Consider the following 15,746-nt stretch of genomic DNA (forward strand, 5'->3'; position numbering starts at 1 on the left):
TGTGGTTCGTGGCACCGACTTCGGCGCCGATGCAGTGCGTGGGCGCCGTAGATCGCGGTAAGCCCCTGTCGCAACCGGACGCCACAGATCAGTGACGGAGCTGCGAGTTGCAGAAAGCACCGCGCGTGGTGGGGGCCGTAGAAGATCCGTCGACATAACATGACGTTAGGCCGGTCGCAATGGCTCGATAATGACAGAATCAGACAGACATTTGATATTTTCAGACACATGCCTAGTCCGATGGCCCCGGTGTGGGACGTGGCGCGCTCCTCGGCGCCGGGTCGACACATCTTGGAGACCGCGGTACACCACGGCCTCAATCCTGAAATCTGTTTGTCTGGAACAGGACTCACGTCGCAGGGGTTGAGGGACCCGACCAGCGAGATGCATGCGAGTCAGGAACTGACGATGATTCGCAACCTGATCGGCCGACTCGGCGATCAACCGGGACTGGGTACGGAAACCGGTGCGCGCTACACCTTCGCCGACATGGGCATTCTGGGTTATGCACTGATTTCGAGTCCAACCGTTGGGGACGCGATAGACGTCGCCTGCCGGTACGCCGCACTCAGTACCGTCTACCTGAGTCTGGCCGCACCAGAACTCAACAACACCGAAGCGGTCATCGGTCTTGATAACGCCCAGGTTCCTCCCGATGTGCGGAGGTTTCTGCTCGAACGCGATTTTGCAATGTTCCTGCAGATCTTGCCGCCGCTCATGCGTGGCGTTGACGCGCCGATCGCGATGCGACTGGAGGTGGCGGATCTGCAGCTGCCGGCAAGTCTGGTGGAGATCGACAACGTGACGGTCACTGTGGAGAACGCGGTGCGCAACGCCCTGATTGTCCCCGCTGATCTGGTGAGCCAACCGATGCCCGCGCCAGATCCCCAGACTGCGGCGATCTGTATCCGCCAGTGCGAGGAGTTATTGAACCGTCGACGAACCCGTCGTGGCATATCAGCCTGGGTGCGGATGCGGATGATCCAAGATTCGACCCAGATCCCATCCATGGCGACCATCGCGAGGGAACTCTGCATCACCGATCGCACGTTGCACCGTCACTTGGCGGGAGAGGGAACCAGCTACCGCGCACTCGCAGACGAGGTTCGCGCAGCGCTGGCCGCCGAGCTGTTGAGTTCGGGACTCACTGTCGAGGAAACTGCACGCCGACTTGGCTATTCGGAGACGGCCGCATTCACTCGAGCCCATATTCGGTGGAATGGGCGCCCACCCAGTGAGTCCAAGCGCCGTGGGCGGTCAACGGCTCAAACGTGATGTGAGGGCAAGCTGCATGCTCACGCGCCGACGTCGACTGTCGGGCGGTATCGCGACGGTGCCGCAGTCCTTGGTCTAGTGGCGAGACGTTGTGGCCACCAGCTCCGTTCGCGCAGCAAAGTAGCGATGGCGGGTACGGTCAGCGTCCGGACCAGGAAAGTATCCAACAGCAGTCCGCAGCCAATGATGAGGCCGGTCTCGATCATGATCGCGACCGAGCCGATCATCAAGCCGAACATGCTCGCGGCGAAGATCAGGCCGGCGGAGGTGATGACCGAGCCTGTGGTGGCGACCGTCCGTAGAACGCCGATACGCAGATTGCTGCCGCTCTCCTCCCGCAGTCGCGATACCAGTAACATGTTGTAGTCGGCACCGACTGCCACCAGAATGATGAAGGCTAATAGCGGTACAGGCCAGGCGATTTCATGACCGAGTATCCATTGGAAAACGATGACTCCGATGCCGAGTGAGGCGAGGTAGTTCAGCACCACGGTGCCAAGGAGATACAGCGGTGCCACGAGCGCGCGCAGTAGCACCACCAGGATGAGTCCAACGATGACCAGGGTGGCGATGGCAAGTTGGATGAAGTCGGACGAGAGCAGACGCTGGATATCAGAATTGACCGCGGGGAAGCCGGCGACAGAGATCGTGGCGTTCGCCAGCGAGGTGTTCGGCCTGGCTCCATCGGCGACTTGGGTCATCTGGCGGGCAAGGTCCATCGCTTCGACGCTGTAGGGATCGTTGCTGGTCTCCACTGCGAATCGCGCCGTTTTCCCATCGGGTGACAGGAACTGCTTTGCGACGTCGGCGAATTGGCGGTTCGCAAAGGCGTCTGCGGGCAGGTAGAAGCCGGACGCGGCATCCGAACCCGCGGACGCGCGAGACGAGTTCTGAAGCTGGGTGGCGATTTGGCTCATACCGGATAGCATCTCAATATTGCTGTCCGCCAGCGTCTTTACCCCATCGGCCAGCGCGCGGGAACCGGAGGCGAGCTGGCTGATGCCGTCTTGTAGCCGGGTGATGTTGGCCGCGAGATCGGCGGGCTTTCCCAGCGCGCCGAATGCCTTGTTCATGGCATTGACGGCAGTCTGAACGTCGGCGATGGTGCCGGTTACGGTGGCGTTGGTGGCGGGGTCGTAGCGGTCACCCAGCGCGGCGACCTGGGAGAAGAATCCGTTGTTTCTCAGAGCAACCAGGATCTGGACCTGGTCGCGGATTTGAGCGCATTGGGGAGTTGTGACGCACCAGGGTGACCCATTGAGCAGGTCGACGAGCGGGTTCAGGGTGTCGATGGCGCCTTGTGTGCGTTCGGCCAGCGGGCGGATGCCTGGGCCGGCTTGTATTGCGTTGTCGATACTGGGGCTGGTCGCTGAGAGTTGGTGCAGAAGTGGGGCAAACCGTTGGAAGTCCTGGCCGGCGGACTGTGCTTGGGTGAGCACTGGGCCTAATGGTTTCAGTGCGGTCCGTACAGATGTGTCGAGCTGCGCGAGTCCGTTGGCCAGTTGGTTGGCTCCATCGGTGAGCTTGGCGAGGTCATCGCGGCGGGAATTGCCATCGGCGACGGCACCGGCCATCTTGTCGCCGATTTGCCTGTTCTGCCACGATAATTGCGCTTGGTCAAGGCGGGTGCCTGCCGGACGGGTGACTCCGGATATCTTGACCACGCCGGGGATCTGGGAGATGCGCGATGCCATTTCGTCGAGGTCGGCCAGCCCTTTCCCGGTGCGCATGTCGACGGGGTTTTCGACCACTAGGAACTCGGTGATGACGACGTCTTTGCGAAAGTGTCGGTCGAGGAGCTGGTAGCCCTCATTGCTAGCCGTGGTGGGAGGTTGTCCTTTTCGGTCGTCGTAGCTGATCTTCATCGTGGCAGCTGCACCGGAAAGAGCCAGGAGGATCATCAAGCTAGCAACGAGCAACGGCCGAGGGTGACGCACGACCGCCACAGCGACGCTGTTCCAGTACCGGCGGGTGCGGTCGGGCTTGGGTTCACCGATACCGCGTCGGGCCGCCAACGCCAACACTGGCGGCAACAGTGTCACCGTAGCCAGGAAGCCCACAAGTACGGCAACCGCGCACGCTGGTCCCAATCCGGCGAACACGCTCAGCGTGGCGAAGACCATGGCCAGAAAAGCCAGGGCGACAGTAGCTGCCGACGCGAAGATCACTCGTCCGATGCTGGCCGTCGCGTGAATGACAGCGAGATCGGCAGGGGTACCGGCGCGCCGCTGTTCGTGGTACCGGCTGATCAAAAAGACTGTGTAATCGGTTCCTGCGCCGAGAAGGATCGCGGTCATGAATGCCACGGTGAACTGCGAAACCGGCATGCCCAGCTGCCCGAATGCGGACAAGACACCACGGCCGACGGCCAGACTCAGCCCGATGACTAGCAAGGGCAATAACGCGGTAAACAACGACCGGTAGACCATCAGCAGGATCAACGCGATCAACCCGGCCGTTGCGATCGAGATGAACAGCAAATCGTGTTCGGCAGAAGCGATTTGGTCACTGAAGGTTGCCGGGGGACCGGTCACGCGGACGGTGATGTCCGACCCGTCGAAGGCGCGTTGGGCGGTGGCGCGGACTGCCTGCACCGATTCCGCTGCAGTGGGATCACCCAGAGTCCCGGCCACCCCCACCGGTAGGAACCACGCTTTGCCGTCTGCGCTGACGGCTTGTGCCTTCATCACGGGATCGGCCAGCAAGTCCTGCACCAGCAGCACGTGGGCGTGATCGGCTCGAAGGCGCTCGACGAGCCTCGAGTATCGATCCCGCGCCTGCTGCGTCAGCCCAGCGGGGCTTTCCATGGCGACGAACAGCATCGTCTTCGACCCTTGCTCGCCGAACGCAGCGCTCATGCGGTCAACAGTCTGAAATGACGGCACGTCCCGGGGAATGAGGTCGACCGACTGTCGCCGCACAACGGTTTCGAGCTGTGGGAACAACAGCGCTAGCACCACTGCAATGGCGAGCCACCCACCGATCACGAGCGCCTTGTGGTGAACCGTGAAGGCGGCAAGCCTGGCCAGCCGCGCACTGTATTCCGGCGACGCTGCGGGGTCGGCAAGACGGACGCGTCGAGAAACGGTCCCGACACCGTGGACATCATCAGCCACCGTCACGCCCCCTCAAGAGTGGAACTATCGGTATAGCACCGATACTAACGGTTTCCTATTTGCCCGCGCGACCCCCGGGCAAACGGCGGCTATCTCGGCAACCCGGCTCCGAATCATCGAATCAATTTGCAGCACCGTCAGTTTCGTCATCGACCAGGTCATGGCGAACGACGCGCACACGTCCATGCGGGAGGCAAGCCATGTAGCCATGCCGTTTGCCGTACAGCTCCCACGCCGTCTCGTGGCTGTCGGGATCGACATCGATGCAATGCCCGCGGGAGAAGCCCAAATGCAGCGCCCCCTCGTCATCGCACCAGGCCCGTGTGCACACTGCGCCGGCCAAATCGAGTAGTGGACGCTCCTGAGCCGACACCCGGGCGGGATCGATAAGCACTTCTTCGGACGGATGCGACCCGATCGCCGGCAAGGTCAGCCTCATGGGCCGCGCGATGACGAGTTCGTTGTAGTCGTCGAGACTCAGAACCAGGCCTTCTCGCAACGAAACTCGCTGGACGGTGCGCTGTTCGATCCACTGCGTATGCATGTCGGTCTCCTGTTCAACACTCCGATGTGTTGTATTTATGGTACTGCTAGTATCGGAGCGATACCAGAAGGTCCTATTTTGCAGCTCGTGGGTGCGGCGGTGGTGCTGTGCATTTTGCTGCGACGGGCACGGCGGGCAACTTCGAGCAAACGAGTCGTTGGGGACCATTCGTCAAGGGGTGCGTTCCTTGTCGGATCCCGCAGCGACCGCGCTATTGGCGTTCGGCATTCTCGTGACCTGGCCGACCGTCGCTTACATCAGCACGCGCCCCTGGGCGTCGCGTGTCCTGGTGACTGCATGCCACGACCCGGCCGAGCTTGAACGTGCCCGGGACAAGCTCTCCCTCTAGCTCGATTTAGACAACCTCGTCGAGGAAATCGATGACGGCTTCGGAGAACGCGTCGTTGTCGTCTCCAGCGATCATGTGACCAGCGTCGGTCACGTCCACCGTGCGCGCGTGCGGCACGAGGTCGACGAAGTCGTTCACTGTCTCCTCCGACACCACGTCCGACAACAGCCCCCGCACAAGAAGCGTAGGAGCAGATACCTGCCGTGCGCCGTCGATCAACACCATGCTCATCCGGTCGAACTCCGCTGCGCCCTCATCTGGATTACCTTGCAGGAAGCCAAAATTCGACGCCACAAAGGCCGGATCCCACCGCCATACCCAACGGTCGTCGGCGCGCTGCTGCAAGACCTTCCGTAGTCCGTCGAGGCTGCTTGGCTTCGATCTGTGTGGGTTGTACGCGGCGATAACCTCGGCGGCAGACTCAAGATCGGCGAAACCGTCGGGGTGCGCCGCCATGAATGCGACGACGCGCCGTGCGCCCTGCATCTCCATGCGTGGAGTGATGTCCACCAGCACCACGGCGTCCCACAGGTCAGGTGATGCGAGTAGGTGAGTGCCCAGGATCGTCAGACCGCCGAGGGAAGCTCCAATGGCCACAACAGGGTGCCCACCTGCCGCGTGCGAACGCACCGCGAGCAGGTCGCCGCCGAGTCGATCAAGGTCATAGCGGCCATCCGGGTCCCAGTCACTATCCCCGTGTCCGCGCGCATCGTAGGCCGCCGCGAGGTAGCCGCGTGCGTGTAAGCGCTGCGCTGTCGCATCCCACGCATGACGGCTTTGGCCTCCTCCGTGTAGCAGCAATACGGCTGCCCGCGGCTTCGCGCACGGATACAGGTCGACCGCCAAGGAGACTCCGTCGGTGGTGGGCACTCGCTGGAGGACAGGTCTTACCCTGCGCCGCCTGCCGAGCCCGGGGGACATCACGAGGCCGCCTTCTGGCCCACAACAGTCACAGTGCCCTGGGCAGCGCACACAGCCCGCCCGTCGTTGGTAATATCGATTCTCGCGACACCGCTGCTCTTCCCGAGCGAGATGATCTCGGCTACCGCGACGCACGTGCCGCTGGACACCGGTCGGAGTAGGTTCAGCTTGAATTCGGTGGTCGCAACCCAGGATCCGGCAGGAATGACGGGATAGAACACGACGCCGAGACAGTGGTCAACGAGCGCCGACAGACAGCCACCGTGCAACGAGCCGAAGGGCGTCTTTAAGTCGTCCCGGGCGTCCATCTCGACGACGAGGCGTCCCGCTAAGAAATCGGTATGACGAAATCCTAAGTAGCCAGCCAGGCCGCCGGCCGTCAACGCCGCCCCTTTTAACTGGTTGGCGACCTGCGCGTCGAATGCGGCGAAGTTCGCGGACATGTTCACCTCTCCTCGGTGTGGGGGCTGGTGTTTGAGACACTACGCCTGACTTGTTACATCACGTTGCGTCTTGGCCAGAGACGATTGCGGGTAGAAGAAGACGTTGCAGATAGGTGCGCAGTCCGTCTCTGCTTCGATCCCTTGGGCCACGAACGGTGAGCAGACTCAGCACGGTGCGAAGTATCCATTCCGCGGCGTCATCAACGGAGACCCCGGGCGCCAACTGGTTCCAGTGCGTCGCGAAGAGAGGCCGAAGAAACTCGGTGACGAGTTCGAAAAGCATGGTCGATGTTCCCTCGGCAAGGCCCACACCCGCGAGTTCACGATCGCTGCCGAATAGGACGCCGATGATGGGCCTTCGGCGGGCCGCAATCACAGTGTGATCGATGAAATCAACGATCGCAGAACCTAAGTCACTATGGCCGGACAACCGCGGTTCCATCCGGCGTAGGTATTCTTCGGTGGCGCGAATGATGACCCCAGAGATCACGGCCTCGCGACTCGCGAAGTACCGGTAAACCGTCGCCCGTGACACACCGGCATTTCTGGCGATGTCCTCCATAGTGGTGCCTGCGAGACCCTGCACCTCAAGGCAGCGCTCAGCGGCGTCGAGCAATCGGTCGCGCCCTGATCTCCCATCCGCCGCAGCGGACGCGCCCCAGCGCAATGACTTTGTCGCCACGTGATCAGTATGCACACGACTCAGCACTACGCGATCAACTATGCAACAGAGTTTCTAATCTGTCTCAGATAAAGGCACTCCTGGGCCCCTGAGAGGGGCCCCGCCTGACCACGAGCGTGGTTGTTCGCGGCACCGTTCTCTGCTGGGACCACTTTGGGGCCAAACGGCTTGCGCGATGCCGAACGGCGTGCGCGTCCGTCAATGTCACGAGCTGCCCTGAAACCATTACAACTGCTGCTGAACTGCGAAAACGTGCCACCGCCGCTTCCCGGGGGTCGCGTGGTCCTACGTAACACGGGCCGCTTAGATGCGACCTCGCCTAGCCGTCGGTGTCGGTAACCTGTTCAGCGGAAACAACTTTCAGCAGTTTGTCGCGGGCGGCGCAAAGCCCATCTAATGCTGAATTGAAGTCAAGCGCGGCATCGGCCAGCGAGGCGCGGCCGGCTGGATGACCGTGTGCCGCCAGCACCCGTGCTGCATATCGGAGATCGGTCGTGTAATGAATGAGGTCCACGATGTAGCGGGTGGTCGCGGTCGGCGCCGCGCCTTGAGGGCGCTGGAGGTTGCTGGACATCAGGCTTGTCCAGTCTGCGATTGCGCGGCGGTCGAAACTGTACAGCCCCTCGAGCATCCAACGTCGCCACCGGGCTGGACGGCCGCTACGAGCACCGGAAGGAAGCGGTGAGGAAGCCATCAATCGAGCCTAAGAGCTCACCCAGCGTTTTTCTGGGCCCATAAGCAGCGGTCTGAAGCGGCAATCGCCCCGTAAGCCGACCTTTGCCCACCGACGCCGAGACGCCTGTTGTCACGAGACCCCGGCGGCGGTCGCGACGCGCAGCTGGTCGGCTGCCACCCTCCATTTCCGAAGTGTCTGGCCCGCTGATCGGCCGAGTAAAGAGCGCCTTCGGCGCGACTTCGTCGTGGCTTCGCCACCCTTGACACAACCGATCGCAGCGACAGGACGGCCGCATGGGGAGCGGCCCGTTAGTGGCACCGCTTTTACGAGGCGAGTGACGACAGTTTTGACGACAACGCTGACGACAGTTGCTGCCTCAACGACGTCCCCTACACGACAACTTGCGACCTATCGTGCCTGGTCACGGACTCTGCCCGCTCCTGGCAGTGTGGGGGTCAGGGGTTCGAATCCCCTTAGCTCCACAGACGGGAACCCGCCTGGACCATCGGTCTAGGCGGGTTTTCTTTCACTCGGACGGTGCCGCGGTCCTCAGAATCGGCCAACAAATTTCTGTGGCGGTGAAAGCTGCTGAGGTTGAGGCCGTGCCGCCGAGGTAATGCTCGCGGATCGGTCCCTGGTGGCTGATCAGACGCTCGTTCACGTACGTTCCCAGGGCCCCGTAACTGCGGTCGATGCCGTCGTCGTGTGCGCCGGGGTGGGTGAGCACCGCGTACTCGGCGGCAGGCAGGACCTCGGCGCGGACGCCCTCCGGCGGATTCGCAGACGGTGGCGCTGCGACGAACATTGTTGCGCTGCCGCGCTGTTCGAGAAACAGCTCCCGGTCGTAGAGCCCGCCCGGCACGATCGCGGTTTCCACGCCGGAGGCCATGACGGCGGCGTGGTGCAGCGTGGTGAGCGACTCCCCAAACCACTCGTCGATCGTCGAGACGTCGATTGTGTCGCTGACGGACCACACGGCCAGCGCCGGTTCGTGGCGCAGGGTGACGTCGGTCGATGTCCGGACGGGGGAGAGCAGTTTGCGTAGCGCGCCCACGGTGTCACGAGTCTGCTGCAACTGGACCTCCATCTGTTCGAGATGCGTGGTGATGATGTCGGCGCGGGCCGCGGCGTCGTCCGTACTCAGCAGTGCCTTGATGTCGGGAATGGACATGCCGAGTGATCGGAACCGCCGGATGATGTGCGCATGATCGACCTGGCTGGTGTCGTAGAAGCGGTAGCCGGTGTGGGGGTCGATGTGGGTTGGTTCGAGGATGCCGATGTCGTGGTAGTGCCGTAGCGCCTTCCTGCTCAGGCTCGTCATCACGGCGAAGTCGCCGATCGACACCTTCGCACCCATCGCGTCCTCCTCTGCGTTCCGTCGCCCACATCGAGCACGGCCATCCTGAAGCCTCCCCCTAGGGCAAGGTCAACGTCGCGGCATGGGCGCAATCACGGGTTGACCTTCCCCTTACAGGAACCTCCATCGTGAGGCCATGACCACCACACAATGGGAAACACTCCCAGACCCCGTGAAAACGTTCATGACTGCGCTCGACTCCCAGGAAGTCGATCGGGCGCTTGCCACCCTCACCGCCGACGCCGTGGTGACCGATGAAGGCCGCGACTACACCGGCACCGACGAGATCGGGGCCTGGTTGGCCACCGCGAGCAGCGAATACACCTACACCGCCGAGTTCACCGGCGCGACCACGACCGACGCAGGCGTCGACCTGACCCAGCATCTGGAAGGCAACTTCCCCGGCGGGGTCGCCGACCTGCACTATCGATTCACCCTGGACGGTGCGGTGATCAGCCGGCTGGTGATCGAGCCATGACGCGGCGGTGGTTCATCACCGGAGGCACGCCCGGCAACTTCGGGATGGCGTTCGCCGAAGCGGCGCTCGAGACGGGGGACAGATTGGTGCTCACGTCCCGACGTCCGGAGGAGTTGGCGTCGTGGGCTGACCGGTACGGCGACCGAGTTCTCGTCGTAGCGCTCGACGTCACCGAACCCGAGCAGGTGTCGCGAGCGGTGAGGGCGGCCGAGGAGCACTTCGGCGGCATCGATGTGCTGGTCAACAACGCCGGCCGAGGATGGTTCGGATCGATAGAGGGGATGGACGAGTCCTCGGTGCGGGCGATGTTCGAGCTGAACTTCTTCGCGGTGCTGTCTGTGACGCGTGCGGTGCTTCCGGGGATGCGCGCCCGCGGAGACGGATGGATCGTGAACGTGTCCTCGGTGGCCGGGCTCGTGGCGGCGCCAGGATTCGGTTATTACAGCGCGACAAAGTTCGCCGTTGAAGCCGTTACCGAGACACTGCGCGACGAGGTCGCCGCGCAGGGCATCTCGGTGCTGGCAGTCGAACCAGGAGGGTTTCGCACGAACGCCTACGCCGGCTTCGCCGATGAGCCTGTCGCGGAGCCGATTCCGGAGTACCACGATATGTTGCAGCAGGTTCGCGCCACATTCATCGAGATGGATGGGGTGCAACCCGGCGATCCGCGCCGCGGTGCACGGGCGGTGATCGCGGCGATGGCCCTGGACCCGCCTCCCCGCCGGCTGGTCCTGGGCAACGGCGGATACGACGCCGTGATCGACACCTTGGAAGGCGCCGTGGCGGACATCCGGGCGAACGAAACCCTCTCTCGCAGCGCAGACTTTCCCACCCGACCAACCGATGTCCTTGTTCCTTAGCTGTGTGGACGGCCCGCCAACGACCACGCGGAACCCGCTAACACCGGGTCGCGTAGGTTCTAGAGAATCGAAGTCAAGAACCTGACGCAGCCCTACAACGGAAGCCATCATGTCCGAGGACCAGAACACCGACGTTCCCCCGAATCAACTCTCGATCGATCCGCGCAGCCCCTTCTATAACGAAGAGGTGCTCCTTCGCGACGTCGGTATTCGCTTCAATGGCGTCGAGAAGACCAACGTGCACGAGTACAACGTCGAAGAGGGTTGGGTGCGCGTTGAAGTCCCGACTGCCAAGGATCGCCGCGGAAACCCGATGGTCGTCAAGCTCAGCGGCACCGTCGAACCGTATTTCCGCTCAGCGGAATAGCGCCGCTGGGGCTTCGGCGCGGTTGTCAACCGGTCAGCGCTAATGAATGTCCGCATCCGCCGGAACGTGCGCGCGTCCGACGTGGGACTCTGCACGCATCCGCTCGATCATGTGCGGGTAATGCAGCTCGAAAGCCGGACGCTCCGAACGGATTCGGGGCAACTCGGTGAAGTTGTGCCGCGGCGGCGGGCATGAGGTGGCCCACTCCAGCGAGTTGCCGTAACCCCACGGATCGTCCACGGTGACGACCTCGCCATAGCGCCAACTCCGAAACACGTTCCACACGAAGGGCAGCATCGAGATGCCGAGGATGAAGGCACCGATCGTGGAGATGATGTTCAGTGTGGTGAAACCGTCGGACGGCAGATAATCGGCGTAGCGGCGCGGCATGCCCGCGTTGCCCAGCCAGTGCTGTACCAGGAATGTGGTGTGGAAGCCGATGAACGTCAGCCAGAAATGCAGCTTGCCCAGTTGCTCGTCGAGGAGACGCCCGGTCATCTTCGGGAACCAGAAGTAGATCCCGGCAAACGTCGCGAACACGATCACGCCGAACAGCACGTAGTGGAAGTGCGCAACCACGAAATAGGTGTCGCTGACGTGGAAGTCCAGCGGCGGGCTGGCCAGCAGCACGCCGGACAGACCACCGAGCAGGAACGTGATCAGGAAGCCGATCGAGAACAGCATCGGCGTCTCGAATGTCAGCCGGCCCTTCCACATCGTGCCGATCCAGTTGAAGAACTTGATGCCGGTGGGGACCGCGATCAGGAACGTCATGAACGAGAAGAACGGCAGCAGAACGGCTCCGGTGACATACAGGTGGTGCGCCCACACCGCCACTGACAGCGCCGCGATGCTGATCGTCGCGTAAACGAGCGTGGTGTAGCCGAAGATCGGCTTGCGCGAGAACACCGGCAAGATTTCCGAGATGATGCCGAAGAACGGCAACGCCAGCACGTATACCTCGGGGTGCCCGAAGAACCAGAACAGATGCTGGAACAGGATCATCCCGCCGTTGGCGGGATCGTAGATGTGTGCACCGAGTCGACGGTCGGCAGCCAGACCGAACAGCGCGGCGGTGAGCAGCGGGAAGATGATCAGCACCAGGATCGACGTGACGAAGATGTTCCAGGTGAAGATCGGCATCCGGAACATGGTCATGCCCGGGGCGCGCATGCAGACCACCGTGGTGATCATGTTCACCGCGCCGAGGATCGTACCCAGACCACCGACCGCGACGCCCAGGATCCACAGGTCGGCGCCCGCGCCCGGGCTGTGTGCCGCGTCCGACAGCGGGACGTAGGCGGTCCAACCGAAGTCGGCCGCTCCGCCCGGGGTGATGAATCCGCCAAGGGCGATCAGGGCACCGAACACAAAGAGCCAGAACGACAATGCGTTGAGGCGGGGGAACGCGACGTCGGGGGCGCCGATCTGCAGCGGCAGCACCAGGTTCGCGAAGCCGAAGACAACCGGGGTCGCATAGAACAGCAGCATCGCCGTGCCGTGCATGGTGAACAGCTGGTTGTACTGCTCATTCGACAAGAACTGAAGCCCCGGCACGGCCAGCTCGGCGCGGATGAACAGCGCCATCAGCCCGCCGATGAAGAAGAAGCTGAAGCAGGCGACGCAGTACATGATGCCGATCAGCTTGTGATCGGTCGTCGTGACCAGCTTGTAGATCAGGTTGCCCTTGGGACCCGTACGGGCCGGAAACGGACGGCCGGCGTCGAGCTTCTTCAGCGGAGGCGCTTCAGCAGTCATGGCCGGCTCCAGTTTTGGGCAGTCGTGCGGACTTCGTTGGCGTCACAGCGGGTGCTTCGACGATGGTCGTGGTCGATCACGAACGTCTCCAATCGCGTCTCGGCGCCACCTCACTAGCCGGTGCCGCCAAGGCTTGAGCCTGCGCTCGAACTCGGCGACCGACCAGGGACAAAAGTCATCGATCGGATGGACAAAGCGCTACTCGATTGATTGCCAACGCGTTCTGGCGCGACCCTCGACGACCGGCGGCCGCGGCGTCACACCGTGCAAAGGGCCATCCGATCGCGCCGGCAACGCGGGATGCTCGGTGGCGGTTCGGAGGTCAGGAGTGCCAGCAGATCTGCTCTGCCTCAAGGGGAACCGACGCGTCGGGGTGATACGGCACAACTCGGGGGGTGTAGTCGTCGGACGAACGGCTGCTGTCGACGTGCGCGTGATAGCTGAACGTCCCGCGGATGACCTCTTCGCCGCGTGACATCGCTATCCGCTCCGCAGCAGCACCGTCGGACGCGTCGGCATACAACTGCACACGCACCGCGTCGGTGCCGATCGCACCAAGTGAGACGAGGACTCGGAAGTGGTGGCCAGTTGTGGTCGGTTCAACGTGTAAGGCGCCGAACGACACCTCACTCCAGTGGTCGGCGATCAACTGCCGCCAGCGCTGCACGTCACGGCCGACTCGGCAGTTTTCGAGTATGCGTGTCCGGTAGGCCGTTGCGGCCGGAGTGTAGAACCTCTCGACATAGTCTCGGACCATGCGCTCCGCGGAGAATCGCGGAGTCAGCGTCGCCATGCTCGCGCGCACTCGCGCTATCCAGTCTTGAGGAACATCGTTGTGGTCGCGCGTATAGAACATGGGCACGATTTCGCTTTCGAGCAGCGCGTAGATGCGATCGGCTTCCTCAGCGTCCCAGCCCGGGTCACCGTGATGTTCGCGACGGTCGCCGATAGCCCACCCCACCCCCGGGGTGTAGGCCTCGGCCCACCAGCCGTCCAGTTCCGAGAGGTTGAGGCCGCCATTGACCAGAACTTTCATCCCGCTGGTCCCGCTGGCTTCCCATGGCCGCCGTGGCGTGTTGATCCAGACGTCGACCCCGTTGACGAGCTGTTCGGCGAGCAGCAAGTCGTAGTCGGCGAGGAAAGCGACGTGGGAGCGAACGTCCTCGCGCTGAGAGAACGCATACCAGCGCTGAATCATGGCCTTGCCGGAAGTGTCTGCCGGATGAGCCTTTCCGGCGACGGCAATCTGAACCGGGAAGTCCGGATTGGTGAGAATCCGCGCGAAGCGGTCGGGATCGTGCAGCAGCAGTCCGGTGCGCTTGTACTCGGTGAAGCGGCGGGCGAAACCGAGCGTGAGGATGTTCGGATCGAAGATGCGCTGTGCTTCGTCGATGCGGTCGGCGCCGGCGCCGGCGATCGTGTATTGACGTGCCAGCCGTTGGCGTGCCCAGGAAACGAAACGCTCCCTGTTGTGGTTCCGCATCGCCCACAACTCGGCCGCCGGACGTTTCTGCAGCCGCTCGACGATCGGGGTTGGAACACCGCGCCACTGCTCGCGTAGCTCGGCGTCGGTCCACAGTTCGTCGGCGGCCGGTGAATCCCACGACGGAACGTGTATGCCGTTCGTGACGTATCCGACGGGAACCTCCTCGATCGGACAGCGCGGAAACAGGTCTGCGAACAGCTCACGGCTGACTTCTCCGTGCAACTCGCTCACCCCGTTGACGTGCGCTGCCCCGCGGATGGCCAGGAACGCCATGTTGAAGGGCTCAGCTTTGTCGTGCGAGCGTGTGCGGCCAAGAGCAAGGATTTCGTCGACGCTGACTTGCATCTCGGCGGCGAGCGGCGACAAATAGGCGACAACGTAACTGGGATCGAACCGGTCGAACGCGGCGGCGACCGGGGTGTGGGTGGTGAACACGGTGCCGGTACGGGCGACGGTCAGCGCGACGTCGAACGGTACTGCGTGATCGAGCGCAATCCACCGTGCTCGCTCCAATATCGCCAGGGCCGCGTGGCCTTCGTTGAGATGGCACACGTGGGGGTCCATTCCCAGTTCGCGCAGCAGCCGCCAGCCGCCGAAGCCGAGCGCCAACTCCTGCTGCCACCGAACCTCGGGGTCGGCGTCGTAGAGCTGCGCCGTGATCCCGCGGTCCGAGGGATCGTTGGCCGGATCATCGCTGTCGAGCAGATACAACCAGAGTCGCCCCACGTTGACCGCCCAAGCCCGCAAATAGACCGTGCGTCCGGGGAACTCGAGAGGAATGCGGATCCACGCGTCGTCCGGGCCGCGCAAACGTTGCACCGGAATCTCGCTGGGATCGCTGAACGGATAGAGCTCGCGCTGATTGCCCTGCGAGTCGAGGGCTTGACGAAAATAACCCTGCTGATACAGCAGACCGACGCCGACAACCGGTACCCCGAGATCCGTCGAGGACTTCAGATAATCGCCGGCCAGCACGCCGAGGCCGCCCGCGTAGATCGGCAGCGCCTCAGAGAGGCCGAACTCCATGCTGAAGTACGCGGTGAGACTCAATGTCTTGGCCGCAGGGGATCGGGGAAACCAGAACGGGTGACTGTTGCGGCTTCGGCGATCTTCGACGAGTGCCTGGACCTCGGAACAGAACCGCGGGTCACTGCCAAGTTTCTCGAGTTCCGGCTGCCCGATGGATTTGAGCACCGCCCAGGGATTGGTCGAGGCAGCCCACAACTGTGGGTTGACGCGATGCCAAACCCTGTCTGCGCGATGCGACGCCATCAGCCGCATGTCGAGCGCCAGGTCGTCCAAACCGCGCAACGTCTCTGGGAGAGCGATATTCGTGCCATGGTCCGCCATGCGATCATCTAACAGCGCGGATCGAACGACTGCTGCGAACTAGTCCCGAACACGTAATCCGAGGCAAGCCTAGGCTATTCAAGG

At 62.9% G+C, this 15,746-nt stretch carries 13 protein-coding genes; 4 read left to right on the forward strand and 9 right to left on the reverse strand.

What is annotated here, in order from left to right:
* The first annotated feature begins 249 nt into the window (after positions 1–249).
* Positions 250–1,275, forward strand: a complete 1,026-nt coding sequence (locus BST42_RS00360; RefSeq protein WP_158423529.1) for an AraC family transcriptional regulator — start codon at positions 250–252, stop codon at positions 1,273–1,275.
* 20 nt (positions 1,276–1,295) lie between these two features.
* Here the strand turns inward: BST42_RS00360 and BST42_RS00365 are convergent, their stop codons facing one another.
* From BST42_RS00365 to BST42_RS00395, 7 genes are all read right to left on the reverse strand, one after another.
* The gene (locus tag BST42_RS00365; RefSeq protein WP_225509172.1) at positions 1,296–4,391 is read right to left on the reverse strand and encodes an MMPL/RND family transporter; all 3,096 of its coding nucleotides are present in this window, start codon (positions 4,389–4,391) and stop codon (positions 1,296–1,298) included.
* A gap of 121 nt (positions 4,392–4,512) precedes the next feature.
* Positions 4,513–4,935 carry a DUF6188 family protein gene (locus tag BST42_RS00370; RefSeq protein ID WP_036339711.1) on the reverse strand — a complete coding sequence of 141 codons (423 nt, stop codon included), beginning with the start codon at positions 4,933–4,935 and terminating at the stop codon, positions 4,513–4,515.
* A 355-nt stretch (positions 4,936–5,290) separates the two neighbouring features.
* Positions 5,291–6,205, reverse strand: a complete 915-nt coding sequence (locus BST42_RS00375) for an alpha/beta fold hydrolase (protein ID WP_047329672.1) — start codon at positions 6,203–6,205, stop codon at positions 5,291–5,293.
* A complete protein-coding gene (locus BST42_RS00380) occupies positions 6,205–6,648 on the reverse strand; it encodes a PaaI family thioesterase (protein ID WP_036345885.1) in 444 nt (147 codons plus the stop codon). Before BST42_RS00380 ends, BST42_RS00375 begins: the two co-directional genes overlap by 1 nt.
* A gap of 58 nt (positions 6,649–6,706) precedes the next feature.
* A complete protein-coding gene (locus tag BST42_RS00385) occupies positions 6,707–7,330 on the reverse strand; it encodes a TetR/AcrR family transcriptional regulator (RefSeq protein WP_225509170.1) in 624 nt (207 codons plus the stop codon).
* 319 nt (positions 7,331–7,649) lie between these two features.
* Positions 7,650–7,961: a hypothetical protein gene (locus BST42_RS00390; RefSeq protein ID WP_225509169.1), complete on the reverse strand. Its 312-nt coding sequence runs from the start codon at positions 7,959–7,961 to the stop codon at positions 7,650–7,652.
* A gap of 571 nt (positions 7,962–8,532) precedes the next feature.
* Positions 8,533–9,363 carry a MerR family transcriptional regulator gene (locus tag BST42_RS00395; protein ID WP_083116596.1) on the reverse strand — a complete coding sequence of 277 codons (831 nt, stop codon included), beginning with the start codon at positions 9,361–9,363 and terminating at the stop codon, positions 8,533–8,535.
* 184 nt (positions 9,364–9,547) lie between these two features.
* Here BST42_RS00395 and BST42_RS00400 point away from each other — a divergent pair, with 184 nt between their 5' ends.
* The 3 genes from BST42_RS00400 to BST42_RS00410 all read left to right on the forward strand — a co-directional run bounded on the left by BST42_RS00400 (position 9,548) and on the right by BST42_RS00410 (position 11,068).
* Complete coding sequence (locus tag BST42_RS00400) at positions 9,548–9,841, forward strand: nuclear transport factor 2 family protein (protein WP_207569432.1); 294 nt, start codon at positions 9,548–9,550, stop codon at positions 9,839–9,841.
* A complete protein-coding gene (locus tag BST42_RS00405) occupies positions 9,838–10,701 on the forward strand; it encodes an SDR family NAD(P)-dependent oxidoreductase (RefSeq protein ID WP_083116598.1) in 864 nt (287 codons plus the stop codon). Before BST42_RS00400 ends, BST42_RS00405 begins: the two co-directional genes overlap by 4 nt.
* Positions 10,702–10,810: 109 nt before the next feature.
* A complete protein-coding gene (locus BST42_RS00410; RefSeq protein WP_083116599.1) occupies positions 10,811–11,068 on the forward strand; it encodes a DUF3297 family protein in 258 nt (85 codons plus the stop codon).
* 39 nt (positions 11,069–11,107) lie between these two features.
* Here BST42_RS00410 and ctaD read toward each other — a convergent pair whose 3' ends face one another.
* The gene (ctaD, locus tag BST42_RS00415) at positions 11,108–12,826 is read right to left on the reverse strand and encodes an aa3-type cytochrome oxidase subunit I (protein WP_083116600.1); all 1,719 of its coding nucleotides are present in this window, start codon (positions 12,824–12,826) and stop codon (positions 11,108–11,110) included.
* Positions 12,827–13,148: 322 nt separating this feature from the next.
* A complete protein-coding gene (gene glgP / locus BST42_RS00420; RefSeq protein WP_083116601.1) occupies positions 13,149–15,662 on the reverse strand; it encodes an alpha-glucan family phosphorylase in 2,514 nt (837 codons plus the stop codon).
* Between the last annotated feature and the right edge of the window lie 84 nt (positions 15,663–15,746).

This window comes from Mycolicibacterium rhodesiae (genome assembly GCF_002086695.1).
Classification (GTDB): Bacteria; Actinomycetota; Actinomycetes; order Mycobacteriales; family Mycobacteriaceae; genus Mycobacterium; species Mycobacterium rhodesiae.

Coding starts and splice junctions, on each gene's coding strand:
- BST42_RS00370 (WP_036339711.1), bottom strand. CDS start 4,935: ATGCATACGCAGTGGATCGAACAGCGCACCGTCCAGCGAGTTTCGTTG.
- BST42_RS00375 (WP_047329672.1), bottom strand. CDS start 6,205: ATGTCCCCCGGGCTCGGCAGGCGGCGCAGGGTAAGACCTGTCCTCCAG.
- BST42_RS00380 (WP_036345885.1), bottom strand. CDS start 6,648: ATGTCCGCGAACTTCGCCGCATTCGACGCGCAGGTCGCCAACCAGTTA.
- BST42_RS00390 (WP_225509169.1), bottom strand. CDS start 7,961: ATGCTCGAGGGGCTGTACAGTTTCGACCGCCGCGCAATCGCAGACTGG.
- BST42_RS00395 (WP_083116596.1), bottom strand. CDS start 9,363: ATGGGTGCGAAGGTGTCGATCGGCGACTTCGCCGTGATGACGAGCCTG.
- BST42_RS00400 (WP_207569432.1), top strand. CDS start 9,548: ATGACTGCGCTCGACTCCCAGGAAGTCGATCGGGCGCTTGCCACCCTC.
- BST42_RS00405 (WP_083116598.1), top strand. CDS start 9,838: ATGACGCGGCGGTGGTTCATCACCGGAGGCACGCCCGGCAACTTCGGG.
- BST42_RS00410 (WP_083116599.1), top strand. CDS start 10,811: ATGTCCGAGGACCAGAACACCGACGTTCCCCCGAATCAACTCTCGATC.
- ctaD (WP_083116600.1), bottom strand. CDS start 12,826: ATGACTGCTGAAGCGCCTCCGCTGAAGAAGCTCGACGCCGGCCGTCCG.
- glgP (WP_083116601.1), bottom strand. CDS start 15,662: ATGGCGGACCATGGCACGAATATCGCTCTCCCAGAGACGTTGCGCGGT.